Source organism: Lysinibacillus sphaericus OT4b.31 (assembly GCF_000392615.1).
GTDB classification, from domain to species: Bacteria; Bacillota; Bacilli; order Bacillales_A; family Planococcaceae; genus Lysinibacillus; species Lysinibacillus sphaericus_B.
On sequence record NZ_KB933398.1, the window covers coordinates 849,579 to 875,012 of the forward strand.

The following is a 25,434-nucleotide window of genomic DNA, read 5'->3' on the forward strand; positions in this document are numbered from 1 at the left end:
TAAACACTCTAACTCTTTATGTAATTTGAAAATTCAGTTATTAAAGTAAAAAAAATTACGAAGAAAGGGGAAACCTTCCTCCGTAGTGGACAAATATTTTGGTCATATTGTTTCAACCAATAGAAAAGGATAGTTTTTTATTTACCTTGCTGTTCAAAGAGCTGTACAATTTCAAGAATGACTTGTGAAGCTTTTTCCATCGTCTCTCCGGATACATATTCGAACTTACCGTGCATATTTTCGCCACCTGCAAAAATATTCGGCGTAGGTAAGCCCATATAAGAAAGTTGTGAACCATCAGTACCCCCACGAATCGGAAGTGTATTTGGTTCAATATCTAATTTTTCCATTGCAGTACGTGCGATGTCAACTATTTCTTTTACAGGCTCAATTTTTTCACCCATGTTATAGTATTGATCTTCAATAGAAATGCTTAACGCATCTTCACCATACTGCGCTTGAATTTTGCTAGCCACATCCAGCATTAATTGTTTTTTCGTTTCAAATTTTTGGCGGTCATGATCACGTACGATGTATGAAAGCTCCGTATGTTCAATAGATCCTTTGAAGTTCATTAAGTGAATGAATCCTTCGTAACCTTCTGTTTTCTCAGGTACTGCATCAAGAGGCATTTCGTTTTGGAAGGCGATTGCCATTGTGATGGAATTAACCATTTTATTTTTTGCTGAACCTGGATGTACACTCGTTCCTTTTGTTATAACCTTTACACCTGCTGCATTAAAGCTTTCATATTGAAGCTCGCCAAGTGGTCCACCATCCATCGTATAAGCATAGTCAGCACCAAAAGCGGCCACATCAAATTTGTGTGGTCCGCGGCCAATTTCCTCATCAGGAGTGAAGGCCACACGTAATTTCCCGTGTTTAATCGTTGGATTATTCACTAAGTATTCCATTGCCGTCATAATCTCAGCAATACCCGCTTTATCATCAGCGCCCAACAGAGTTGTGCCATCTGTTGTGATTAGTGTTTGCCCAACGTAATTTTTTAGTTCAGGGAAATCAACTGGAGACATGACTAGATTTTCATTTAAACGAATGTCACCACCATCATAATTGTCGATACGCTGAGGGTTAACATTTGTGCCCGTAAAATCAGTTGCGGTATCCACATGGGCTAAGAAGCCGATTGTTGGAACATCTTTATCCGTATTAGCTTCCAACGTTGCAAATAAATAACCATTATCGTCTAATGTAATGTCTGTTAAACCGATTGTAGCAAGCTCATCTTTAAGCACATGTAATAAGTCAAACTGCTTTTGTGTGGAAGGCGTAGTTTCACTTGTAAAGTCTGATTGTGTATCAATTTTTGTATAGCGAATTAAACGTTCAATTACTTGTTCTTTCATTGCTATGGCCTCCTAAAGGTATATGTTGAGTAGGTGCCTGGCACTCAAACAATTCAGAATTGTTTGAGTGCCAGGCACCTTATTGTATCACTTTACTTCGGATTTCGGAATATTGAAGAATACTCAGTGCAATTAGTAGTTGCGCACTATAATATGTAAGCATAATAACTTCGTGTGAAAATGGTAAAGGTATTACAAATTTATTAATAGCTAAATAGGAATCTGATGCAATAAAAAGCAAGGCACCAATCGTTGCAAAAGTTGAGCCAGTGCGAATGGATGTCCAACCCATCATTAAAATAACAGAAATATAGGCAAGAACAGCAATGCTAAGCACTACTTCGCCTGATTTAAAGACTGTACCAGCAATCCACACCGCCATACTCCCACCGTATACAAGGAGGAAAATTCTAGCCCAAATTGGTACTTTTCGTTCGTTTGTTCCTGCAAACGCAAAAATATAAAAAATATGACCAATTAAAAAACTAGTTAATCCAAATAAAAACCAACGTAATGTATAGTCACCAATCATACAAAAAATAAGCCCAGTAATGATGAGGATCTGATATTTTTTTATGTGCGGTACTTTTTGTGTAGCAGCCAAAATAATAATTAAAATTATAGGTATGACCTTAAATATGAGTTTCAAACTCTCCGCAATGTGGGAAAAGAAAAAAATATAATAAAGACCGAGCACTGAAATACAAGTAATTAATATCTTTTTAGCCATTTTTTCACCTCCTATCACTAGAAATTCTCTTTTTGTGTTAGAATTCCTTTGTTTCTATAATATTTTTATGATTGAAACTTTTGCGTTATGTAATCGTAAATAAGTAAGACAGTAAGTGAAGAGAGGGTGAATAGAATGACCAAGCTATTGTTAGCTTCTGCAGTCATTGCACTAATTGCGAGTGTTTTATTAACACCGCTTATAACAAAAAAGCGAGAAGAAGGGCAGTCGAAAAAGGTTATAGGATACTTTTTCATCGGAGCCTTCATTCTAGGATTTATAGCAACTGGTATTACGCTATATGTTACGAAAATTGATGTGAACTGGCTTGTCTTTTGGCCAGCAATTACTTTACTTACATTAGGTGGTGCGCTGTTAGCGAGTGGCATCGAAAGGAAAGTTAAGGGCTTTTTATTTTTAGCAAGTCTAGTTGTAGCAGCCTATGTGCTATCAGCGCCTTTATGGAATGCAAATGATAAATTTAAATCAGCAGAAATGAAGGAAGAAGTTGAAATTAAACCTTTCGATGAGACGCAAACACCAGCAAGTGTACCGCCAAAGTTTGTCCGTAATAAAATGAAAAAGGCGTTTGGGCAAGTACCAAATACAAGTTATTATGAATTGGGACGTTTACAAATTCAAAAGGTAAACGGTGAGTATGTTTATATTGCGCCAGTTGAATTTTCAGGTTTCTTTAAATGGATGAATGGCGATACGACACCAGGTTACTTTACAATGAGTGCTACTGATTCAACAGATAATCCAAAATTTGTTGCACAGGAAATGAAATATATTCCTTCGGCTTATCTAAATAGTAATTTAGAACGTCATATGCGTTTGCAACATCCGTTCTTAATTTTTTATGGGGATGTACAGCTTGAGGTTGATGATGATGGTAAGCCATACTATATTCGCTCTTATGGAGAATTCATTTCAGCGCGTAATGGTTTTGATGTGCAAGGAATTGTGTTGGTCGATGCATTATCAGGGAAATCTGAGATTGTGAAGCTAGCAGACATCCCAGAATTTATAGATGGGGCGGTGTCACCTGAAACAGTAAGTCTACAAAATAGTTATTTCGGGAAATATGTACACGGTTATTGGAATAGTATGTTCGGGAAAAAAGATGTGAAGTTACCTTCAGATGAAGGGACTGAGTCGAATGTCAGCCCAATTTTCGATGAAGCAGGCGACATGTATTACTTTACTGATTTTACAAGTCCAAAAGAGGGCGTGGATTCGATGCTAGGTTACTCTTTAACGAACGCAAGAACGGGTGAGGCAACTTATTACACAGGTAACCAAGATGCGTCATATATGGATTCTCAAGGGGCACTACAAATTATTGAAAAGAAATTTATTGAGAAAAAATGGACAGGTGAAATGCCAGTATTGTATAACTTCTACGGTGAAGCAAGCTGGCTAACTGCAGTACTTGATGCAAATGGATTCCTACAAAACTATTTCATCGTATCGGCAGCCAACCCTGAAGTTTCAGCCTTTGCAACGACGCCAAAAGAAGCGTTAAAATTATATAAAACAGCACTTAGCCGTGGAGGAAGCACGGTCGAAGGCAGTTCAAAAGCCGAGGAGAAAGATGCAAGCGGAAAAGTGCTGCGTGTTTACAAAGAACGTCTAGGTGACTTTACTATAGTATCGTTTTTATTGGATAACGGTGAAAACTATTTAGTGAGTGCAGAAACTGAACCACTTGCGATTTATTTACAAGTAGGTGATGAAGTAATCCTGACCTATGGGGATACAGGCGAGCAATTTTTACCTGTTCGCACACTCATCATTAAAGGGCTACAATAATTAAAAAGACGATCAGCGCAATGAAGTTAGTTGCAATGATCGTCTTTTTTATACAGTTTGAGCATCAATGTAATGAAGCATTTTTTCTTTATGGTTCGTAAAAAGTGTTGAGGCATGATCATTTAGTGCTAAAGTTTGTTGAATACAGTCTTGTAGCAATTGATTTTCGTATTCAAAAGAAGGAGCTGCTTCTTTTTGTAAAATATACTCTAATAACAGGGCATGTAATACAACGACTTCAAGATTTTGAGTATTCGTAATGAATTTTAAATTTAGAATAGACGTATGTGAAACGAATTGATTGACGTAATCAACGGCATCTTTATAAATAGACACGTCAATATGATGTTCAAGTCGTTTTCTTAATAGCGTATACTCATTATTTAAGTCTTGAATTTTTAAAAATAAACCTTTTACACTTCTCTTATGCTGTTGTTCTAAGGTACGAGCAAGATCTTTATTGACATAGGACATTTGAACAAAACTCCTTTCGATATAGAGCTCCTCTACTTATATTAATGGAATTGTTGGAAAAGGAAAGAGTCTTTTCGTTTAATCTGTACCATAATTAAACATATCTATCAAGACCAATGTACTACTGATGACAGTGCTTTTTTTATAATAGAAAAAAGGTAAGGCTAGTATCATACAATAGTAACCTTACCTACATGAAGTTATTTCCAATTAAAACCTTTCTTTGCAAGGAAATCATTAATGAAAGGACGACGCTGTTCAATTAAAAAATCAGCCATCTGTTTTGTCCAATTGTCGATTTTTCTATTTGAAGATCGACTAGTATAGTACGCTGCCAGTGACTCGTTATAAGCTGGTAAGAGTTCTTCATATTTCTGTGAATTATATTCATTTTCATGCAGTACTGCTGCTACTGGTAAACGAGGTTTTACTTCATTGCGGCGAACAGGAACACCAATCGTTAAGCCAAACAGTGGGAATACGAAATCTGGTAGATTAAATAGATCGCTAATTTCCTCCGGCTTATTACGCACACCACCAATATAACAAATACCATATCCCATCGATTCAGCTGCAATTACGAAATTTTGCGCAAATAATGATACATCCGCTACTCCAACCAGTACGTTCTCTGCTGTATCGGCCACAATATCAACACCTTCTAATTTACCAGCCATTTGTAGTCGTTTAAAATCTACGCAAAAGACAAAGGCACCGCCGGATGTTTCGTATTGGCGTGGATTCCCAGATAGTAAACCTAATTTTTCCCTTTTCTCCTCATCTGTTACCCAAACAACACTATATGCTTGTACAAAATGAGATGTTGCAGCCATTTGAGCTGTGGCAATTAAATCTTCAACAATTTCTTTTGATATAGGATTCCCGTCGTAAATGCGAACGGAAGAATGATTACGTAATAATTGTTTAACCATCATAATTTCTCCTTTTTCCCTTGTATATATATCAAAAGCATATCACGCTTTTCTGGTAAAATCGAATAATTTCCATATAAACAATTGGTTAATATCTAGTTGAAAATATTTTTAAATAATTTGTATTTTGACTAAAGTATCTCGCAAAGTAAAATAATTTGTTAGATATAGCTTAAAAATTCTGAATAGTGTAAAATTATGTATGCGACTGATTATTTTGTTTATTCCTTGTTAAATTGGTGGGGTAATCCAAAAAAATGGGGTAAATAATCTAGTTGGAGTAAATACGAATGGGAGGAATAAAGAATGGAAGAAAAGTTAGCGAAAAAACTTCGTAATGAACAGCTACGAAGTAAAGTTGTAACAGCACAACAAGCAGCCTCTTGGATTAAGGATGGCATGGTACTTGGTATGAGTGGATTTACACGTGCTGGTGACGTAAAAGTGGTACCGCTTGCACTTGTAGAGAAAGCTAAAACAGAGAGCTTCAAGGTAGATGTATACACAGGTGCATCACTTGGACCAGAAGTTGACCAATACCTAGCAGAAGCCGGCGCTATTCGCAAACGAGGACCTTACCAAGCAGATTCTGGTATTCGTAACAAAATTAACAGTGGTGACATCGCGTATGTTGACGCACATTTGTCACACAATGCTGAACTCGTACGCCAAGGCATCATTGGACCAATCGATTTTGCCATTATCGAAGCGGCTGCTATTACAGAAGATGGCTTACTCATTCCGACAACTTCAGTTGGTAACTCTCCAATTTTTGTACAAGAGGCTGACCAAGTAATCATTGAGTTAAACGTAGCGCAACTTGATGCATTAGAAGGTATCCACGATATTTACGTGCCAGGTCCTCAAGGTAAGCGTGCACCAATTCCTCTGCAAAATGCATCGGATCGCCTTGGTACTATTGGTATTCCACTAGATTTAGATAAAGTAAAAGGTATTGTGATTTCAGACATCCTAGATGCACCATCAACAATTGTCCCGGCCGATGAAGAAACAGATATTATGGCTAACCATCTACTGAATTTCCTCCGCGAGGAAATTAAAGCAGGTCGTTTAACGACGAGCTTACGTCCATTACAATCAGGAGTCGGTTCAATAGCAAATGCTGTATTATTAGGATTCAAAGATTCAGAATTTGAAAACTTAGAAGTATATTCGGAAGTACTACAGGATGCAGTATTTAATTTAATTGATGCAGGTAAAGTAAGTTTTGCATCTGCTACTTCTATTACCCTGTCTGAAGAAGTAGGAAACCGTGTATATGGTAATTTTGAAAAATATGCTGACAAATTAGTATTACGGCCGCAGGAAATTTCAAATCAACCTGAAATTATTCGTCGACTCGGCTTAATATCTGTTAACACGGCACTAGAATTGGATATTTACGGTAATGTAAATTCTACACATGTATCTGGTACAAAAATGATGAATGGTATTGGCGGTTCAGGTGATTTTGCACGGAATGCACGTCTAGGTATTTTTGTAACGAAGTCGTACGCTAAGGGCGGTAAAATTTCAAGTATCGTGCCAATGGTGTCGCATGTGGATCATACGGAGCACGATGTAGATGTTATCGTCACAGAACAAGGTGTAGCAGATTTACGTGGTCTAGCACCAAAAGAGCGCGTTGGTCGCATTATTGATCATTGTGCACACCCTGAATATCGTGAACAATTATGGGCGTACTTTAATGCAGCAAATGAAGCAACAGGTGGTCACCAAACACCACATGATTTAGAAAAAGCATTATCTTGGCACGTGAATTTGGCGAAGAACGGCACAATGAAAGATCCATCCTTTGCAAAATAAAAAAGAAATGAAATAAGCCTTGAGGAAGACAAAATTGTCTCTCAAGGCTTTTCTTTTGATTATAATAAGCCAATCCATTTCCAGTAGGTCGCTGTGAATAAAAGTACCAAGAGGTACCCAATAATTGTTAATGGAATGCCTGATTTTAAGAAATCTTTCGTTGTAAAGGCACCTGTACCGTAGGCAAGCATGTTTTGGGGTGCGCTAATCGGTAATAAGAAACCAAAGCTAATCACAAATTGTTGGACTAACACGAAACCGACTTGATCGACATTTGCAGTTAACGTTGAAGCTAACACAATAAATACAGGAATCAATGCGGAAGCTAGACTTGTAGCACTTGCAAAGCCGAGATGAATAAGGATATTGAAAAGCGTAACAATCGCGATTGTTGCTAAAATTGGCATAGAATCAAGACCTAGTGAACCGAATACAGTATCTGATAACCATGTTGCACCTTTTGTATTCAGCAGCACTGTCCCCAACATAATTCCTACTGCGAAGACGATTATTGTCCCCCAAGGAATATGCGGCTCAACTTCTTTCCATGTATAAACGCCGATTTTTGGCATTAACAGGATCGCAATTGCAATAATTGTGACCGTTGTAGTATCGAATGGGTGAAGTTTGTCTTCTGTTGCCCAGAAAAATAAAAGTACTATCGATGTTATGATTAACCGAATCTCAGGTGCCTTTAATGGACCCAAATCTGCAAGTTGTTTTTTAATTACATCTTTACCGCCTGCAATATTGCTTGTCTCAGGTTTAATTAAAGTAATCATAATGAAGAATAGAGCCACCGACATAATGATGGAGAATGGTGCTGCGTAAAGTAACCAAGCACCCCAAGAAATATCTACACCGAACTGTTCTTTGATAAAGTTCAAGGCAACCATATTTTGGGCTGCGGCTGTTTTAATGCCGATATTCCAAATGGAAACTGCTTGGACAGATGTAATAACGAGTAAAGCGGCCAGGCGACTATCTCGTGGTAAGCCAAATGCTGCTACCATGCCAAGCAGTATTGGTACGACTGCACCAGCACGTGCTGTAGCAGAGGGTACGAAGAATGCAAGTACGATCGATACTAAAATAGCACCGAATACAATTGCCTTCGTTTTTGTTCCAACTAGCGATAAAATCCATAAAGCAAGCCGTTTGTGTAAATTAGTGATTTGCATGGCTGCGGCTAAGAACAGAGCGGCGGCTACTAGTGCAACCGCAGAGTTACTAAATCCGCTTAATGCCATTTTTAATGCATTGGAAGTACCTAAATCTATTGTGGGATCTTCCATTGAAGGGGCCAGTCCCAGCATCACTGTCACAAGCGCAATTATCATGGCGGAACTGACAGGATACGATACGGCTTCAGTTACCCAAAGGATGACTGCGAAAGCTAAAATCGCTAAAGCACGTTGACCTGCCACGGGTAAGTCGCCACTATTTGGTAAAAAGGTAATAATAATTAGTGCGGCAAATGCTAGGCCTATCCAAAATGGCTTTAAATTGCGTTTAGGTGCTGCTTTTTCGAGAGTAGACATACTAATACATCCTTTCTAAAGATAAATATGACCTTAGTTTCTCATAACATCGGTTAGTTAAATGTATTTTTTAAGAAAGTAATTTTGTCTATTTATTGTAAAAAGTAAATGAATGTAAAAAACGCTCTGTTTGTAGCGGTAATACGTGATAACGAGAAAATAGACGGTCACAAAAAATACAATAATACCCAATGTGATAGGGTTATTTTTTATTAAAGGCAGCGGTTACTTTAGGTTCGGTACCTTGTATCAGTCGTTTAATATTTTCAATATGTAAGACAAGTGCTATGCCAAAGAGTACAAGTGCAATTATTGTTGGCCCTATTCCTGGAATCCATAAATAAGTCGCTGTACAAAATACAATATAAAATTCTAGTACTCCAACGATTAAATAGTTAGTAGCAAATGATAAAATGACAAATAGTATGAGTGCAAATAGCCCAATTTTCCAGTCGACGGCAAGTAAAATCCCTATAATCGAAGCAGTCCCTTTTCCCCCGTTGAAGCCCATATGGAATGGGAAATTATGACCTAATATAACACCCGCTGCAATTGTATAGGTTAAGAGCCAAATTTGTACGTCAGTTAAATGCGAAGCGTCAGCTAAATATAGATGCACCCCAATAATGGCGGCAACGCCTTTACCAATATCGATAAGCGCTACTAATAAACCGTATTTCCAACCGAGCGAAAGTGTTGCGTTGGAGGCACCTGCATTGCCATGCCCAGCTTTTTTTAAATCTACCCCCGATAAAAATTGCGCTACTTTTGAGCCGTGAAGACAGCCAATGAGATAGCCAACAATAAGAAAAATTATCAAGGCTTTTACCATAAAAATACTCCTCTCAAAAAATATATTTTAATGTAGTGTATGTGTTCATATTACGCAAAGGAACAGACAGAAGTTTCAGAAAAAATGAAATTTTAGTGTTGACAGAAAAAAACTCTATGTTTATACTGTGTAACAACGATGGAAATTGAATCACATACTCTTATCAAGAGCGGCGGAGGGATAGGCCCTATGATGCCCGGCAACCAGTGAGTAACCTACTTGCTAAGGTGCTAATTCCTACAGATTCTTACTTGGATCTGGCAGATAAGGGGAGGAAAACTTGCAACCGCAACCCTCTTCTTAACTGAAGAGGGTTTTTGTTTTCTACAGAAAATCCTCCTCATCTCCGGTACCATCGTAAAAAAATAACCATTTTAGGAGGAACAAAAATGACTAATTTTAAACCAGAGACATTACTACTACACGGAGGCCAAGAGCCAGACCCAGTCACAGGCTCTCGTACAGTCCCAGTGTACCGTTCAACAGCTTTCGTATTTAAAGACACTGCTCATGCGCAACGTCTTTTCGCTCTAGAAGAAGCGGGCAATATTTATACACGTATTACAAACCCAACTGTCGACGTTTTTGAAAAACGCATTGCTTTATTAGAAGGTGGGACAGCAGCAGTAGCATTTTCATCTGGTGCAGCGGCTATCGCATTTTCGATTTTAAATGTTGCGGGTGCAGGCGATGAAATCGTTGCAGCAAGTTCTTTATACGGAGGCACATATAACTTACTAGCAAATACATTACCAAACTACGGTATTAAAACTATTTTTGTAGATGAAACAAACCCAGAAAATTTCCGTTCAGCTATTAACGAAAAAACAAAAGCCATATTTGCTGAAGGATACGGCAACCCAAGCTTAAAAGTATTAGATGTTGAAACAGTTGCTAACATCGCACATGAAAATGGCTTACCTCTCATTATCGATAGCACATTTGCTTCTCCGTATGGCTCTACACCAATTGATTTTGGTGCAGATATTGTCGTCCACTCAGCAACAAAGTGGATTGGTGGTCACGGCACAACTTTAGGTGGAGTTGTTGTAGATGCAGGGAAGTTTGACTGGACACAAGGAAGATTCCCTGGCTTTACAGAGCCAGATGCCTCCTACCATGGTATACGTTACGGTATCGATACAGCAGCGGCTGCATTTGCCACAAAACTGCGCGTGCAATTACTGCGCGACTTCGGACCAACCTTAAGCGCTGATGCTGCATTTAACTTTTTACAAGGTTTAGAAACGCTTCATTTGCGTATTCCTAAACACAACGAAAATGCATTAGCTGTAGCTGAATATTTACGTAACCACCCATCCGTGGAGTATGTAAATTACAATGGTTTAGAAGATTTCGCTACCCATGATTTAGCGAAGAAATACTTGAAAAATGGCTTCGGTTCCGTGCTTACATTTGGCATTAAAGGTGGACGTGAAGCAGGGCGCAAACTAATTGATAGTGTCAAATTATTCTCACACGTAGCGAACGTAGGGGATGCAAAATCATTAATTATTCATCCAGCATCTACTACACACCAACAGTTATCTGCTGAAGAATTAATCCAGACTGGGGTATCTGAGTCGCTTATTCGCTTATCTATTGGCTTGGAAGCAATAGAGGATATTATTGCTGATTTAGAACAAGCTATTGCACAAGTAACTGCAGCTCAACAAGAGGTAGAAGCATAATTCTTTACAAAATATGATTCAGATATTGATGCTTGCGTGTTGTAACGTTTACGTATTTTCTCATGTGAAAAGCCTCATTTGGCAATGCGTAAACGTTACTACATAAAGCGTGCACCTCATTCGGTAACTAATCTGAAATTTCAAACAAGTAATACCTAGTAATTTTATAAGTATTATTGACATCGTTAAAGTCATGCTATATACTAGGGATTAAGTTAAAGGTTCGAGGGCTACCAACCAAGAACGACAGTGAATATATATACAATCACATCTTATCTCATTCGATAGATGTTCATTGATAGGGCTTTTAGAATCAAAGGCTCTGTAAAAATAGTACACATCCTATTAACAGATAGTTGATGTGGTCGATGAAATTTATTACGATTAACATTGTTTTCATAAGTGCTCCCCACTTTTGAATATATAGCGGGATAAGAGTGTAGTAGCATAGCCAGCTACTATACTCTTTCCTAAAAAAACGGATCGAAAAAGGAGTGTTTGAAATGGGAAATGTTTATAGTGCACAAAACGTCGCGTCTTATTTTATTTACGAGTTAAATGAGTGTCATGAGTTTGTCAACAACATCTCTATTCAAAGCTTACTGTCGATCGTCGAAAAAAAATGGCATCAAACTTTTGGCCATACTGCTTTTAAGGAAACGGTGCACACGAAAGAAGGAAGCTATGCGGTGCGAGAGGTTTTCGAGAGCTATCAAGCGTATGGTACAAATCATATTTCACTACCAGCAACAGAGTATTACTTAAGATATGGTACATTTCAATTAGTTGAGCGTACATATCCAATACCAAACTTTACACAAGAAGAAGAGATTCTTGTGCAAGTAGCTTTAGCTCATTACCGATATTTGTTGTTAACAAAAGTAAGCTAATTCTCCCTTATATAAAATCGGCTCATTCTCTACTGCTATAGGGAATGAGCTTTTTTTGCAAATTAGGCTAATTAAATCGAAACAGAAGTGATTGTTACGCTACATGTATTTATTTTTGATGAGGAAAAAGACATCTCTGTTAGTTCTAAACTTTGTACGTGTGTAAAGGGAAAAATATTTGTTACTATCTTACAAAAGAACAATTCTATATTACGTCTTTACATACATATATATAATAGAAGAAAGACGTAATTTTTTTATAAAGCAATCGTCGATTTTTGTTCAATAATTATAGAATAACTGAAAAAACGTATAATAAAGGGAATGAAACCGATTTCTTTTGCACGTCTAGGGAAAACAAATGTCCATCCTAGAAAGATTTTTCTTGTGTAAAGTATTTATTTACGTTACAATTTTCTTTAAGTTGAATTTTGAATTATTTGAATTTGTGTGAGGCACAGATTTTTAACTTCATTAAAACCGCGGAAGTGTACGTTGGAGGGAATAACAGGAATGGCAACTATAAAGGCAGCAATATTAGGATTTGGAACAGTAGGTCAAGGTATTTATCATATTTTAAATGAAAAGCGAGTAGAGCTTAAAAATAAATTAGGTATAGAGTTAGAAGTAGCGAAAATTTTAGTTACAGATGCTAGCCGTGAACGCGTACCCGGTACAGCACATTTGATGACAACAAGTATGGATGAAGTTTTAGCAGAGTCAGGTATGCAGGTTGTTTTTGAAGCAATCGTCAATGAAGAACCGGCTTTTGGCTATTTGAAGCGTGCTGTTGAACATAAATGTCATGTGATTACTGCAAATAAAGTGATGTTTGCGAAGCGTGGTTTAGAGCTGCAAGAACTTGCTAAAGCAAATGGTGTCTTTGTTGGCTTCGAGGCAACAACAGCTGGTGGTGTACCTGTTATTAAAACGATGAAAAATATTTTGCTTGTGAATGATGTAAATCGTATCCAAGGAATTTTAAATGGTACATGTAACTATATTTTAACGAAAATGCGAGCAGAGGGCTGGTCTTTCGATACTGCTCTAATAGAAGCACAAAAATTAGGATATGCAGAGGCAGATCCATATAATGACGTATCTGGTCAAGATGCCTTCAAAAAACTAATGATTTTAAGTGCTTTAGCATTTGGTGAGCAACCAGATTGGGCTAATGTTGAAGTCATTGGTATAGATAGTATTTCGGCACAGCAAGTAAAAGAAGCATATGAAAAAGGCTTACGTTATCGCCATGTGGCAGAGGTTGAAAAGCTCGTTGATGGTAGTGTGGTAGCAAAGGTTGGCCCGCAATTAGTAGATAAAGAACATCCACTTTACCCAGTTGACGACGTTAATAATGCGGTAGCATTGGATACAAATTACATCGGTACATTAACGCTGGTCGGTCCTGGTGCAGGTATGTATCCAACTGCAAGTGTTATGGTCGAGGATTACGCTGAGATTATAGGTAAACGAGCAGGTTTTGTCGTAACGATATAGTGCCAGGCACCCAAACAATTCTGAATTGTTTGGGTGCCTGGTATTTTTAGTCTTCATCTTTGATATCGATATCTTCGGGAATGGGTGTATTACGCCAAATTTCAATTTCCTCTTTAATACGCTCTAATTGTTCAAAGTAAGTGCTGAATTGACCGCTGTTAATAAGTACTTGCTTGCCATCATAGACAGAGCGGATACGTCCCTCGTATACAAGACGTTGTACTTGGTGTTCTGGCATACCAAGCTCAATAGCTGTTTCTTCAATTGTTTTGTACATAATCGCTCGCTCCTTTTGTTGTTATTATTATAACTTTTCTTTAGCAGAAAGCCTAATAACGTAGAAGAGACAAGAGGGAAAATAGGAATTGTCTATTTTTGGATAAATCTGTATAGTTATTGTTAATGGTATAGATTGGAGGAGCCAAATGATACGATATCCATTTTTTGTTCTTCTAGCCGCAATTTTATGGGGGATGACAGGAACTGTACAAACATTTTTAGATAATGGCGTTTCACCGATTGCTGTAGCGACGATTCGTTCAAGCATTGGAGGCGGATTATTATTAGTTGTAGCAGTAATGCTCCGTAAAATATCCTTACGTAAATGGTCTTGGAAATGGACCATTTTAGCGGCTGTAAGTATCGCATTGTTCCAAGGACTCTTCTTCTCGTCAATTCGTTTAACAGGAGTAGCTATTGGAACAGTTGCAACAATTGGCAGCGCTCCTGTATTTTCAGGTGTGTTTGAATGGTTGCTTTGGAAAATGCACCCAAACAAGGTGTGGGGTATGGCAACATTAATGGCGATTTTCGGTTGTGTTTTATTACTCAATAATAGTGGTGGTGAAGCAGTTCATCTGGGCGGTATTGTGCTAGCTCTTTGTGCGGGAGCATCCTTTGCGTTGTATACAAATTTTAGTAAAAAGCTAATGGCGCAAGAAGAGGCATTGCCTGCAGTGGCAATGACATTTTCACTCTGTGCATTATTGTTAGGCCTGTTTTCGATGAATGGCGGTTTTAGCTGGCTAATGGAAGTACATAACTTATGGACAATGCTCTTTATGGGCGTCATGTGTACAAGTGTAGCCTATTTATTATTTTTAAGTGGTCTTCAGAGGATTAGTTCCTCTTCGGCGGTGACATTGTCCTTAGCGGAGCCTTTAACTGCAGCGATGCTGGGTGTATTCCTTATTGGTGAATACTTAAGTGTGTCGTCCTGGTTTGGGGTAGCGATGTTGCTTGGGAGCATTGTTGTGCTAACGATGGGGGGAAGAAAAGTGTGATTCTATATTGATGAGAAAAAGCTTAAGAATTTCTTCATATTTATGCTAGCTGGTTTTTAAGATTTGAAAGGTACACTATTATTTGAGAGCGAGGTGTATATCATGACGAAGTTAACGGTTCTTGTAACAGATGACGATCAAGATATTCGTGATGGTATTGAAATTTACTTAAAAAACGAAGGCTACAATGTTATTAAAGCGGCTGACGGTGTAGAGGCACTGGAGCAGCTTGAGAACAATGAAGTTCATTTAATTATTTTGGATATTATGATGCCGAATATGGATGGCATTACGGCAACTTTTAAAATCCGTGCAGAACGCAATATTCCAATTATTATGCTTAGTGCGAAGGCGGAAGACGGCGATAAAATTCATGGCTTATCCGTTGGAGCCGATGATTATGTCACAAAGCCATTCCATCCATTAGAGCTTTTGGCACGTGTGAAATCACAGCTACGACGATATGTACAACTTGGGACGTACAATGATGAAACAGCGAAGGTAGAAATTGACGGTCTTGTGTTAGATGAGGATGCTAAAGAAGTAATTTTGGAAGGCGAGCCCGTTCGTTTAACACCAATTGAATATAAAATTACAGAATTATTAATGAAGAATGCAGGGCGTGTTTTTTCGATTCGAGAGATTTATGAGCGTGTTTGGAATGAAGAAGCCTACAATGCTGAAAATATTGTAGCAGTACACATTCGTAAAATACGTGAAAAAATTGAGGCAGATCCGAAAAATCCACGCTATTTAAAGGTGGTATGGGGCGTTGGCTATAAAATGGAGAAATAAACTAGAACATTATCTAACAATAGCAGGTTTTGTGGCTGGGGTTATTGGCCTTATCTATTTTGGCGTGTATGCGTATCAGATGGTAAATGCCCGTTCATCTGAAGTGCTACAATTGCTTGAAAGAATTTTTTAGAGGGGAGTCGTTATAGTGATGAAAAAATGGAAGTCTCTTCTCACACTTGTTTGTTTAATCTGGCTGGTTTTTGGCGTCTTTACATTTTCGAAGATTGGCTATCAGTATATAGGGAAGTCATATTTTCAATCTGAAGATTTTCAGCATGAGCTAGATAATTTTCAATCAGAGCTAGGGCCGCTGATATTGAATAAACCAAATGCTGAGGAATTAAAGAGCAAAATAGAAGTTACGCAAAATGAAATTGAAGAACATCGTAATTACTATGGTTCACTAAGTGACCAGGTAGCAAATATTAATGCACAATACGACAATCGCATTCAAGAAGCGGCTGATGTCAATGCGACTGAATTGAAGAAAAAGCTTGAAAGCGAGCGAAATGAAAAAATTAAGGACATTACTACGAATTTCCAAGATGATGAATATGTTCGCAAGAAAATTCAAGCAGACAAGGAAGCGCTTGTTGACAAATATATAAAATCTGCGCAAGAGGAAGCAAAAAGTTTCGCACAAAACTATCATTACTGGTCATATGAATTAACAAATAACGAAACCGGTGAAGTATTTGATTCAGGCGATGTTTCTGACAGCAGTGCATACAAAGTAAAATATACGTATCAGCACCCTTTAAGTACTTGGAATATAAGTAATAATTTAAATCATATTTTTTCTTCATCCAATGTCTATCTTGATTACGAAATATTCAATGAAACTGTAAATTACACAGGTACACTTACAATTTCTAAAAAGGCAGCGCAGGCAGCAGCAGTGATGGATGGCTATGATCGTTTCAAACGAAATCAATACATGTTTTTTATCATTTGGATAATAAGTATACTAGCAGCAATCTTTACATGGAAAGGACGTAAAGAAGTGCTTCTAGCAGTGCAAGGCTTAAAAGAGAAAAATAATCTGGAAAAGCTACGAATTGATATACAAGTCGCTATTTTGTTCATTACTGGCTGTATATATTGGTCTTCATCGTATATGGCCTTCGAATCGATTGAATTTGCATACGAGTCCAATTATGTACGCTTTTTCATTGATTTTCTATTGAAACTATTCGTTTTAATTATTATAGGTATTGCATTTTTCGTACAACTTATTTGGTTGTATGATCGAGTGAGTACAGCAAAAAAACTAGGGGATAACTTGAAAGACAGTTATTTATGGGGATTAGGAGATTCGCTAACTGATCTGTTTTTAAATCGTTCCATCGCATTACATTCCATTGTTATGGTCGCAGCTGCTTTTTTTGGTGGTGGTAGTCTTGTCGCTTCGATGGTAGCTGGCGGATTCCCGGTATTCGTATTTGGGGTCTGTGCTTTTGTAGGTATACCAGCAATGGTCGTTTTTCTTTCGAGAATGGGTTATCTAAACCGTATTATGAAAGACACGAAGGACATGGCAGAAGGGCGTCTGAACCGCGACGTCATGATAAAAGGGAAATCACCACTTGCCAATCATGCGGAGAATCTTAATCACTTACGTGAAGGTGTTCGTACGTCGATGCATGAGCAGGCAAAAAGTGAACGTTTGAAAACAGAGCTCATTACGAATGTTAGCCATGATTTACGTACGCCGTTAACATCCATTATTACCTATACCGATCTACTGAAAAAATCAGATATTACTGACGAAGAGCGCAAGCAGTATATTCATATTCTCGATAAAAAATCAGAGCGTTTAAAAGTACTGATTGAGGATCTCTTTGAAGTATCGAAAATGGCGAGTGGGAATATTGAGCTTCATCGAAGTCGTGTTGATTTAACACAGCTTGTGCAGCAGGCAGTAGGGGAGCATGAGGAGGACTTAGCGCAAGCACGTTTAGATTTACGAATGACGATGCCGCGCGAACCACTTTATGCTTATGTAGACGGACAAAAATGGTGGAGACTCATTGATAATTTGATCGTCAATGTATTGAAGTACGCATTAGAAGGTACGCGTGTCTATGTTACCTTAAAACGTACAGCTAATGGTGATGTAGAATTCACCGTAAAGAACGTCGCAAAATATGAAATCAGTGAAAATGCAGATGAATTGTTTGAGCGCTTTAAGCGAGCAGATGCTTCACGTCATACGGAAGGTTCAGGGCTAGGTTTAGCCATTGCACAATCAATCGTGGATTTGCATGGAGCACGTATGAGCATCGATGTTGATGGAGATTTATTTAAAGTGATCGTTCGTATACCAACAGTGTAAATGGACAGCGGCAGATAGTGCCGCTGTTTTTTTGTAATGAACGATGATAAGACAGTTGGGATTCACGTAGAAAGTGTAAAGCTCTTATAGTCCTAAATTTTTTGCTATAATCATTTTCATCACTTCATTTGTACCGGCGTAAATAGACATTACAGGAATATCACGATAACGTCTTGCAATTTTATATTCATCCATATAGCCGTAGCCACCGTGCAACTGCATACACTGGGCAGATAGCTCTCGCGCATTTTCAGTAATCCAATATTTTGCCATTGAAACTTTAGTCACAACATTTTTGCCAGCGATATGTTCTTCTATTAAAGATTCTAAAAAAGTTTTGCCAAGTTCTATTTTTGTCGCCATTTCAGCTATTTTAAACTGTGTATTTTGGAACTCACTAATGGCTTTCCCGAAGACCTGACGTGATGTTACATAATCTATTGTTAAAGCCAGCATATCCTCGGCAGCTGTTTGGGCAGCAATAGCTACTGCTAAACGTTCTTGTTGCAACTTTTCCATCATATAGGTGAATCCTTTTCCTTCTTCACCAAGTAGGTTTTCTACTGGAACACGACAATCTTCAAAATATAGTTCGGCCGTATCCTGCGCATGCATGCCAACTTTTTCAAGCTGTCGTCCCTTGGTGAATCCAGGTGTACCTTCTTCAATGACGAGAAGGCTAATACCGCGATGTTTTTTCTCCGCAGATGGATTAGTTTTCACCGCTATAACGGCTAAATTTGTATGAATACCATTTGTGATAAATGTTTTTTGTCCGTTGACGATATAATGATCACCGTTGCGTATTGCTGTTGTTTGGATATTTGCTAAATCAGAGCCTGTACCTGGTTCTGTCATGGCAATCGCCGTAATGTATTCCCCTGTGATACATTTCGGTAGCCAGCGAGATTTTTGTGTTGCTGTACCATAAGCCTCAATATACGGGACGACAATATCATTATGCAGGCCGATACCAATAAGACTTGAACCAATGCGCTCTAGCTCTTCTTGGATAATAACACTAAAGCTAAAATCTAAACCTAGGCCACCGTATTGTTCCTCTACTTGTGGGCATAGGTAGCCCATTTCTCCAAACTTCCGCCAAAATTCCAGCGGTACAAGATGATCTTTCTCCCATTGTGCATAATGTACTTCAGCCTCTTCTGCTAAAAACTTACGTAAGGTTTTACGGAATAACTCATGCTCTGTTGATTCAAATTTGTATCTTACCATTCGAATAACACCCCTTTTCGCTTGTTTATACGTAAATAATCTCTTACATGTATCATGTTACAGAAAGTATGGAAAAAATAAAAGAGCTTTAGAAAATACGATTTTACATTGTAATGCTATAATCAACTATGAATATATGAAAATAGAGGGCTTTTATATGGCAAAAGTAATAATAGGAATACTCGTAGTTGGTATATATAGTGCGTTAAACTTCTGCATAGGGTGGAGCGTAAAGCAGTGGCTTGTTGCGATGAACTGGTTCAACTATCCAGTTTTTTATTGGTTGTGCTTTTATATTCTAGCCTTTAGCATTGTTATTGGACGGATACATGAATCTATAAGAGTGTTTTCAATTATAGGGAATTATTGGATGTTTGTGTTCGAATATGGCTTACTGCTGTGCTTGGCAGCGCATTTTGTTTTTTGGTTAACCCCGTTTAAAAATGTACAAATAATCGGAAGTATAGTAATGACTCTATTCGTTCTCTTCTGCATAGTTGGCTCTTACTTAGCGTATTCTCCAGTTGTACGTAATTTAGAAATAACGATGGATAAAAAGGATAGTGAACTATCTGCGATGCGTGTTGTAGTTGCTTCGGATTTCCATCTAGGTGTGCTATCAAATAAAAAGCACTTACAACGTTTTGTCAATTTATCGAATGAAGCGAAGCCAGATATTGTTTTTCTAGCAGGAGACATTGTGGATGATGATCCTAAATGGTTTGTGAAAGAAGGAATGGCAGAGACGATGAAATCACTAACCGCTACTTACGGAGTCTACGGTGTGCTTGGAAATCATGAATATTACGGCAAAAAAATTCCGGAATTTGTAGAAGTGATGGATAAAGCAGGTGTGAATATTTTAAGAGATGAAACAATTCGAGTTGAAAATGCGTTTATAGTAACGGGTCAAGAAGATATTACAAATAAAGAGCGACAGCAATTAGATGCATTGCGACACAGTGATAATTTGCCATGGTTTGTCATGAATCATACACCAAATGATCTTGTAACTCCATCTCAAGAAGGCGTAGATTTTCATATGTCAGGTCATACACATAAGGGACAAATGTGGCCAAATCAATATATTACGGCACGTGTATTCGAGCTTGATTATGGTTATAAGTTGAAGGATCAAATGCATACACTTGTTTCATCGGGATTTGGGTTCTGGGGTCCACCGATGCGTATAGGCAGTCGTTCGGAGCTTTGGGTAATCGATATAACTTTTCGTTAAAAAGCTATAGTATATGGAAAAAGAGTATCTTATAATTAGTTGGTGTTTGGAAAAATTAATTACGCCTTGCGTAATGTGGCTGGCGTATTGCTGGCGCCACAAAAAACGATTGTTGAATAATGTTAAAAGGTAAGGTGACAATGTGGATTTCATAGAGTTATTAAAGGCACTTATTTTAGGCTTTGTTGAGGGAATGACAGAGTTTGCACCAGTATCGTCTACCGGGCATATGATTATTGTGGATGATATGTGGTTAAAAACAGAAGAATTTTTAGGGAAGTATCCTGCTAACACATTTAAAATCGTCGTACAGCTAGGTTCAATTTTAGCGGTAATCGTCGTTATGTGGAAGCGCATGTTAAGTCTAGTTGGTTTATACAATATTGATGGTCAATCAAGATCGATGAAAGGACGATTCAACTTAATGCATGTGATTGTTGGTATGCTACCAGCAGTAGTATTAGGTTTCGCATTTAAAGATTTTATAGACGATCACTTATTTAAAGTAGAGCATGTCATCTATGCATTAGTGGCTGGCGCAATTCTAATGATTGTTGCCGATAAGTTTGCACCGAGAAAGCCAAAAGTTGATTCTTTAGATGATATTTCATATGGCTTAGCATTCAAAGTTGGCTTAGTTCAGTGTTTATCTCTATGGCCAGGTTTCTCACGTTCGGGTGCAACAATATCGGGTGGGGTCCTTTTCGGGATTAGTCACCGTGTAGCAGCTGATTTCACATTTATAATGGCGGTCCCAATTATGGCAGGGGCAAGTCTTGTATCGGTACTGAAAAACTGGGATACGCTGTCAATGGATTACTTTGGTTTTTATGCAGTCGGCTTTATTAGTTCATTTATATTTGCTTTACTATCCATTAAGTTCTTCTTAGCGCTTATCTCAAAAGTGAAACTGATGCCATTCGCGATTTACCGTTTGGTATTGGCTGCTATATTAAGTATTATTATTTTTATGTAAACGAAAAGTCACTCATCTGTCACAAGGATGAGTGACCTTTTTTGTATATAGAATTTTTTAACCATATATTTCATGTATTTTTTGAATTTTGTAACTTTTTTTGATGGTTTTTCATTGTGTTAGTAGTTTTAAAGAACTATAAAATGGGATTTCTTTAAAATATACATTATCTTTACCATTGTAAATATGAGAAAATATACATTATAATCAATTTTATATAAGGTTATAATACTTTTATTCTATTAATAGTATTTAGTAAAAAAGACATGTAATGCACAAGATAATATTTATGGGGTGGAAAGATGTTTCAGTTTGGAAGTAAACCTAAGCGAAATACAATTGTTATGAGTGATGTGTCAAATACTGGGGTTATTATTCAAGAACAAGAACGTTTATTGCAGTTAAATCTCGTCAATCTTACAGAACAAGATTTACAATTAATTAGAAGTTTGAAACCTTATATTGAGCAAAATGCTGTAGAGGTTGTAGCAACGTTTTATGAAGCAGTTGAAAGTGTACCGGCTTTACTGGAAATTATTCAAAAGCACAGTTCGAGTGAGCGCTTACGCCAAACGTTGCGTCGCCATATTATAGAAATGTTTGAAGGGCGAATTGACGAGGCCTATTTAGAAAAACGACGACGTGTTGGGAAGATGCATGTAAAGATTAACTTGTATCCAAAGTGGTATTTAGCTGCATTTCAAAACCTTGAAAAATCATTGCGCAAGATCGTCTATGAACTGCATTTAATAAAAGATGAAGAAGAAAAATTTTGTGATGCCATCAGCAAAATTTGTAATTTCGAACAGCAAATTGTATTAGAAGAATACGATAATTACACTCATACGTTATTAGAGGAGCAACGTAATAATGTACGTGCACACGTAAAGGGGATTGTTGGTGAAATTTCAACGCAGTTAGAGACTCATTCTCATGAAACCAATGAGGCGGTAACTGAACTTATTTCTAGTACGAAGCAAGTGAATGCATATTTGAAGGAAAGTATAGATGAAGCGAATACAATGCAGCAGGTGTCTACTGAAGGTTATTCAAAAATAGTAGTAATAAATGAGCAAACTGGAAAAATAAATAATAAGACGATTGAAATGGCGAAGATGGTGGAGCAATTAAATCATTCATCCTCAAAAATTAATGTTGTAGTTGAAATGGTTAAAAATATTTCAGGACAAACAAACCTACTTGCACTAAATTCAGCAATTGAGGCTGCTCGTGCAGGAGAACATGGAAAAGGTTTTGCGGTTGTTGCCGATGAGGTACGGAAGCTAGCAGATCAAACGAAAGATTCAGTGCAACAAATAGCAGATTTAATCGGGATGTCCAACGGTATTACAAATCAGGTAGTACAAGCGATTCAGGAAATTCAGGAGCTTGTGAATAGCAGTATTGAACAAAACGTAGAATCCTTAAAAGCATTTAATGCCATATCAGGCTCGGTGAACAGCTCTATAGTAAACTTTCAAAATGTGGGACACCAAATAACAGAGTTGGCGAATATTATTGAATCCATAGGCGAGTCCTCAGAGGAATTGGAGAGAGTTTCAAGTCGCCTCGATACAACAATAAAAGAATTTTAACTAATTGGATGAAAGGCTATGCATTGGAAAGGGTGCATAGCTTTTTTATAGGTGAAATTGTTGATAGTTGAAGTGACGGATAAAAAGGGTAAAATGACAGATAAAATCAAACAGCCAATTGTTTTTAATAGCGACTGTCAAATGTAAATGGCTGCTTGAGCACATGACTTATTAGTGATACGCTAAAAGCGACATGGGGAAATGAACAGAGGGGTGTTGGGAACATGAAAAAGAAATTGTTTATTACACGTAAATTTCCGGCGCATATTGTCGAGCCGTTAGAGGAATTTTATGAGATTGAGCAGTGGCAGGATGAAGAAATCGTTATCCCGCGAGACAAACTTTTAGCAGCTGTCGCGGACTGTGAGGTATTATGGGTAACGATTGCGGATAAGGTTGATAAGGAATTACTTTCACACGCACCCAATTTGAAACTTGTGACAAATTTAGCGGTAGGTTTCAATAATATTGATGTGGTAGCGTTACGCAAACGAGGCATCATGGCAACAAATACTCCTGGTGTCTTAACTAATACCACTGCAGATTTAGTATTTGGCTTATTGCTTGCAACAGCCCGAAGAATACCAGAAAGTGAGCGTTATTTGCGTGATGGCAAATGGCAAAGTTGGTACCCAATGCAGTTAGTTGGTAAGGATGTGTCTGGTACAACTATAGGGATTATCGGAATGGGACGTATCGGTCAGGCAGTAGCAAGACGTGCAAAGGGGTTCGACATGAAGGTTTTATATCATAATCGTAGACGTCGCCATGAGGCAGAGGAAATGTACGGTTTTCGATATGCACCTCTTGAGGATCTCTTAAAACAATCTGATTTTGTTGTCATTATGACACCATTTAACAGTGATACAGTTGGATTAATTGGCGCGAAGGAATTAGCTATGATGCAGGAAGACGCGGTGCTGATTAACGCTTCTCGAGGGGGCATTATTGATGAGACTGCACTTTACGATACCTTGAAGAATGGCAAGCTATGGGCAGCGGGGCTAGATGTTTTTGAACATGAGCCGATTTCGATGGATCACCCGTTATTAACGCTCCCGAATGTTGTAGCACTTCCCCATATTGGTAGTGCTTCGTTGAAAACAAGAACAGCGATGCTGACACTCAATGTCAACGCACTTACTGCATACGGGCAGGGCAAGGCCGTATCCAATAGAATAGACTGAAAAACGGTCAGTAAGCCGCCCACCTCAAGTGGAAAGAGGTGAGCGAGCAACTGACCGGCAAAGCCCGATTGGTTCAACTAACAATCAGTGGGAATGAAGAATCCTAACTGATTGAAGTTTCACCTTATGGTTGTTTAAGTATTTGCTAGTGAAAAAAAGAAAAATGGGCATTATTATTTATTGAACATGTCAAATAGACCGCCAATTCCACCCTCACCTGAGGATTGGCCACCGCCGCCTTGTGAAATTGGAGCGGCTGCAAAGATACGGCTTGCCAAACGGCTAAATGGTAATGATTGAACCCATACAGTACCAGGACCACGTAAAGTTGCGAAGAAAATGCCTTCCCCACCAAATAATGCTGTTTTTACGCCCCCTACCATTTCGATATTGTAATCTACATCAGATGTCATAGCGACTAAACATCCTGTGTCGACACGTAAAACTTCTCCTGGTTGTAGGGTTTTTTGATGAATAGCCCCACCAGCATGAACGAAGGCCATGCCATCGCCTTCAAGTTTTTGCATAATGAAACCTTCACCGCCGAAGAAACCTACACCGATTTTTTTCTGAAATTCGATACCGACTGAAACGCCCTTAGCGGCTGCTAAAAAAGCATCCTTTTGACAAATAATTTTTCCATTCAATTGACTCAAATCCATTGGAATAATTTTACCAGGATATGGAGAAGCAAAATACACATGACGTTTCCCTGTACCGGCGTTGGTGAACGTTGTCATAAATAAGCTTTCACCTGTGATTATACGTTTCCCCGCACCAAGTAATTTCCCCATAAAGCCACTTTGTGCACTGCCTTTAGAGCCATCGCCAAAAATAGTCTCCATCTCAATCGATTGATCCATCATCATTAAAGCTCCTGCTTCTGCAACTACCGTTTCCTGTGGATCTAGTTCAACCTGCACGTATTGCATGTCATTACCAAATATTTTGTAGTCAATTTCATGGTTATTCATTATACAATTCCTCCAATAGTAATTTTGTTGTTACTTTATACGATTATAAGACACAATAGTTTCACTGTGTAATTAATTATTTTAGAAAAAAAGGGAATAAACTAGAAAATGTCGAATATAAAAAACTAGAATGTGTATTATTTTTTTCATTCAGCAAAAGATTTTCGAGGGATTTGTACGTTGAATGTAGAGGACATTCTTTCTTTTGTGGGTGCTC

At 38.0% G+C, this 25,434-nt stretch carries 21 protein-coding genes and 1 riboswitch; of the genes, 12 read left to right on the forward strand and 9 right to left on the reverse strand.

Going from position 1 to position 25,434, the window contains the following annotated elements; all coding sequences use genetic code 11:
• Positions 1-137: 137 nt before the first annotated feature.
• Both pepT and H131_RS03925 read right to left on the reverse strand, forming a co-directional pair.
• The gene (pepT, locus tag H131_RS03920) at positions 138-1,367 is read right to left on the reverse strand and encodes a peptidase T (RefSeq protein ID WP_010857758.1); all 1,230 of its coding nucleotides are present in this window, start codon (positions 1,365-1,367) and stop codon (positions 138-140) included.
• A 79-nt stretch (positions 1,368-1,446) separates the two neighbouring features.
• Positions 1,447-2,097, reverse strand: a complete 651-nt coding sequence (locus H131_RS03925; RefSeq protein WP_010857759.1) for a lysoplasmalogenase — start codon at positions 2,095-2,097, stop codon at positions 1,447-1,449.
• A 135-nt stretch (positions 2,098-2,232) separates the two neighbouring features.
• On the opposite strand from H131_RS03925, the gene H131_RS03930 reads away from it, so the two are divergent.
• Entirely contained in the window at positions 2,233-3,912 is a 1,680-nt protein-coding gene (locus H131_RS03930) for a hypothetical protein (protein WP_010857760.1), read from the forward strand.
• A 48-nt stretch (positions 3,913-3,960) separates the two neighbouring features.
• Here the strand turns inward: H131_RS03930 and H131_RS03935 are convergent, their stop codons facing one another.
• Positions 3,961-4,386, reverse strand: coding sequence for a hypothetical protein (locus H131_RS03935; RefSeq protein ID WP_010857761.1), 426 nt, complete (start codon positions 4,384-4,386; stop codon positions 3,961-3,963).
• Between the two features lie 200 nt (positions 4,387-4,586).
• On the reverse strand, positions 4,587-5,318 hold the full coding sequence (gene chrR, locus H131_RS03940) for a class II chromate reductase ChrR (RefSeq protein WP_010857762.1): 732 nt from the start codon (positions 5,316-5,318) through the stop codon (positions 4,587-4,589).
• 306 nt (positions 5,319-5,624) lie between these two features.
• Here chrR and H131_RS03945 point away from each other — a divergent pair, with 306 nt between their 5' ends.
• A complete protein-coding gene (locus tag H131_RS03945) occupies positions 5,625-7,145 on the forward strand; it encodes a succinate CoA transferase (RefSeq protein WP_010857763.1) in 1,521 nt (506 codons plus the stop codon).
• Positions 7,146-7,204: 59 nt separating this feature from the next.
• Here the strand turns inward: H131_RS03945 and H131_RS03950 are convergent, their stop codons facing one another.
• Both H131_RS03950 and H131_RS03955 read right to left on the reverse strand, forming a co-directional pair.
• The gene (locus tag H131_RS03950) at positions 7,205-8,686 is read right to left on the reverse strand and encodes a DASS family sodium-coupled anion symporter (RefSeq protein ID WP_010857764.1); all 1,482 of its coding nucleotides are present in this window, start codon (positions 8,684-8,686) and stop codon (positions 7,205-7,207) included.
• Between the two features lie 202 nt (positions 8,687-8,888).
• Entirely contained in the window at positions 8,889-9,518 is a 630-nt protein-coding gene (locus H131_RS03955) for a glycerol-3-phosphate acyltransferase (protein ID WP_010857765.1), read from the reverse strand.
• 157 nt (positions 9,519-9,675) lie between these two features.
• Positions 9,676-9,789: riboswitch (SAM riboswitch) on the forward strand.
• Between the two features lie 118 nt (positions 9,790-9,907).
• Here H131_RS03955 and H131_RS03960 point away from each other — a divergent pair.
• The 3 genes from H131_RS03960 (at position 9,908) to H131_RS03970 (ending at position 13,599) form a co-directional block, all read left to right on the forward strand.
• Positions 9,908-11,209: an O-acetylhomoserine aminocarboxypropyltransferase/cysteine synthase family protein gene (locus tag H131_RS03960; RefSeq protein WP_010857766.1), complete on the forward strand. Its 1,302-nt coding sequence runs from the start codon at positions 9,908-9,910 to the stop codon at positions 11,207-11,209.
• Positions 11,210-11,712: 503 nt separating this feature from the next.
• Positions 11,713-12,099, forward strand: coding sequence for a hypothetical protein (locus H131_RS03965; RefSeq protein WP_010857767.1), 387 nt, complete (start codon positions 11,713-11,715; stop codon positions 12,097-12,099).
• Positions 12,100-12,612: 513 nt separating this feature from the next.
• Positions 12,613-13,599 carry a homoserine dehydrogenase gene (locus H131_RS03970; RefSeq protein ID WP_010857768.1) on the forward strand — a complete coding sequence of 329 codons (987 nt, stop codon included), beginning with the start codon at positions 12,613-12,615 and terminating at the stop codon, positions 13,597-13,599.
• Positions 13,600-13,645: 46 nt separating this feature from the next.
• On the opposite strand, the gene H131_RS03975 is transcribed toward H131_RS03970, so the two are convergent.
• Positions 13,646-13,876: a MerR family transcriptional regulator gene (locus H131_RS03975; RefSeq protein ID WP_010857769.1), complete on the reverse strand. Its 231-nt coding sequence runs from the start codon at positions 13,874-13,876 to the stop codon at positions 13,646-13,648.
• Positions 13,877-14,024: 148 nt separating this feature from the next.
• On the opposite strand from H131_RS03975, the gene H131_RS03980 reads away from it, so the two are divergent.
• The 3 genes from H131_RS03980 to H131_RS03990 all read left to right on the forward strand — a co-directional run bounded on the left by H131_RS03980 (position 14,025) and on the right by H131_RS03990 (position 18,015).
• Entirely contained in the window at positions 14,025-14,882 is an 858-nt protein-coding gene (locus H131_RS03980; protein WP_010857770.1) for a DMT family transporter, read from the forward strand.
• A 102-nt stretch (positions 14,883-14,984) separates the two neighbouring features.
• A complete protein-coding gene (locus tag H131_RS03985; RefSeq protein ID WP_010857771.1) occupies positions 14,985-15,677 on the forward strand; it encodes a response regulator transcription factor in 693 nt (230 codons plus the stop codon).
• Positions 15,678-15,828: 151 nt separating this feature from the next.
• Positions 15,829-18,015 (forward strand): MFS domain-containing histidine kinase, encoded by a 2,187-nt coding sequence (locus tag H131_RS03990; RefSeq protein ID WP_230491874.1) that lies wholly within the window; start codon positions 15,829-15,831, stop codon positions 18,013-18,015.
• An 84-nt stretch (positions 18,016-18,099) separates the two neighbouring features.
• Here H131_RS03990 and H131_RS03995 read toward each other — a convergent pair whose 3' ends face one another.
• Complete coding sequence (locus H131_RS03995; protein ID WP_010857774.1) at positions 18,100-19,248, reverse strand: acyl-CoA dehydrogenase family protein; 1,149 nt, start codon at positions 19,246-19,248, stop codon at positions 18,100-18,102.
• A gap of 157 nt (positions 19,249-19,405) precedes the next feature.
• On the opposite strand from H131_RS03995, the gene H131_RS04000 reads away from it, so the two are divergent.
• The 4 genes from H131_RS04000 (at position 19,406) to H131_RS04015 (ending at position 24,243) form a co-directional block, all read left to right on the forward strand.
• On the forward strand, positions 19,406-20,485 hold the full coding sequence (locus tag H131_RS04000; RefSeq protein ID WP_036129807.1) for a metallophosphoesterase: 1,080 nt from the start codon (positions 19,406-19,408) through the stop codon (positions 20,483-20,485).
• Positions 20,486-20,627: 142 nt separating this feature from the next.
• Positions 20,628-21,461, forward strand: a complete 834-nt coding sequence (locus tag H131_RS04005) for an undecaprenyl-diphosphate phosphatase (protein ID WP_010857776.1) — start codon at positions 20,628-20,630, stop codon at positions 21,459-21,461.
• Between the two features lie 302 nt (positions 21,462-21,763).
• The gene (locus tag H131_RS04010; protein ID WP_010857777.1) at positions 21,764-23,056 is read left to right on the forward strand and encodes a globin-coupled sensor protein; all 1,293 of its coding nucleotides are present in this window, start codon (positions 21,764-21,766) and stop codon (positions 23,054-23,056) included.
• Between the two features lie 224 nt (positions 23,057-23,280).
• Positions 23,281-24,243, forward strand: a complete 963-nt coding sequence (locus H131_RS04015) for a 2-hydroxyacid dehydrogenase (protein ID WP_010857778.1) — start codon at positions 23,281-23,283, stop codon at positions 24,241-24,243.
• A gap of 173 nt (positions 24,244-24,416) precedes the next feature.
• Here the strand turns inward: H131_RS04015 and H131_RS04020 are convergent, their stop codons facing one another.
• Entirely contained in the window at positions 24,417-25,217 is an 801-nt protein-coding gene (locus H131_RS04020; protein WP_010857779.1) for a TIGR00266 family protein, read from the reverse strand.
• Between the last annotated feature and the right edge of the window lie 217 nt (positions 25,218-25,434).

What these genes read in the sequence shown, in the direction of transcription:
- pepT (WP_010857758.1), bottom strand. Translation starts at nt 1,367, where the DNA reads ATGAAAGAACAAGTAATTGAACGTTTAATTCGCTATACAAAAATTGAT.
- H131_RS03925 (WP_010857759.1), bottom strand. Translation starts at nt 2,097, where the DNA reads ATGGCTAAAAAGATATTAATTACTTGTATTTCAGTGCTCGGTCTTTAT.
- H131_RS03930 (WP_010857760.1), top strand. Translation starts at nt 2,233, where the DNA reads ATGACCAAGCTATTGTTAGCTTCTGCAGTCATTGCACTAATTGCGAGT.
- H131_RS03935 (WP_010857761.1), bottom strand. Translation starts at nt 4,386, where the DNA reads ATGTCCTATGTCAATAAAGATCTTGCTCGTACCTTAGAACAACAGCAT.
- chrR (WP_010857762.1), bottom strand. Translation starts at nt 5,318, where the DNA reads ATGGTTAAACAATTATTACGTAATCATTCTTCCGTTCGCATTTACGAC.
- H131_RS03945 (WP_010857763.1), top strand. Translation starts at nt 5,625, where the DNA reads ATGGAAGAAAAGTTAGCGAAAAAACTTCGTAATGAACAGCTACGAAGT.
- H131_RS03950 (WP_010857764.1), bottom strand. Translation starts at nt 8,686, where the DNA reads ATGTCTACTCTCGAAAAAGCAGCACCTAAACGCAATTTAAAGCCATTT.
- H131_RS03955 (WP_010857765.1), bottom strand. Translation starts at nt 9,518, where the DNA reads ATGGTAAAAGCCTTGATAATTTTTCTTATTGTTGGCTATCTCATTGGC.
- H131_RS03960 (WP_010857766.1), top strand. Translation starts at nt 9,908, where the DNA reads ATGACTAATTTTAAACCAGAGACATTACTACTACACGGAGGCCAAGAG.
- H131_RS03965 (WP_010857767.1), top strand. Translation starts at nt 11,713, where the DNA reads ATGGGAAATGTTTATAGTGCACAAAACGTCGCGTCTTATTTTATTTAC.
- H131_RS03970 (WP_010857768.1), top strand. Translation starts at nt 12,613, where the DNA reads ATGGCAACTATAAAGGCAGCAATATTAGGATTTGGAACAGTAGGTCAA.
- H131_RS03975 (WP_010857769.1), bottom strand. Translation starts at nt 13,876, where the DNA reads ATGTACAAAACAATTGAAGAAACAGCTATTGAGCTTGGTATGCCAGAA.
- H131_RS03980 (WP_010857770.1), top strand. Translation starts at nt 14,025, where the DNA reads ATGATACGATATCCATTTTTTGTTCTTCTAGCCGCAATTTTATGGGGG.
- H131_RS03985 (WP_010857771.1), top strand. Translation starts at nt 14,985, where the DNA reads ATGACGAAGTTAACGGTTCTTGTAACAGATGACGATCAAGATATTCGT.
- H131_RS03990 (WP_230491874.1), top strand. Translation starts at nt 15,829, where the DNA reads ATGAAAAAATGGAAGTCTCTTCTCACACTTGTTTGTTTAATCTGGCTG.
- H131_RS03995 (WP_010857774.1), bottom strand. Translation starts at nt 19,248, where the DNA reads ATGGTAAGATACAAATTTGAATCAACAGAGCATGAGTTATTCCGTAAA.
- H131_RS04000 (WP_036129807.1), top strand. Translation starts at nt 19,406, where the DNA reads ATGGCAAAAGTAATAATAGGAATACTCGTAGTTGGTATATATAGTGCG.
- H131_RS04010 (WP_010857777.1), top strand. Translation starts at nt 21,764, where the DNA reads ATGTTTCAGTTTGGAAGTAAACCTAAGCGAAATACAATTGTTATGAGT.
- H131_RS04015 (WP_010857778.1), top strand. Translation starts at nt 23,281, where the DNA reads ATGAAAAAGAAATTGTTTATTACACGTAAATTTCCGGCGCATATTGTC.
- H131_RS04020 (WP_010857779.1), bottom strand. Translation starts at nt 25,217, where the DNA reads ATGAATAACCATGAAATTGACTACAAAATATTTGGTAATGACATGCAA.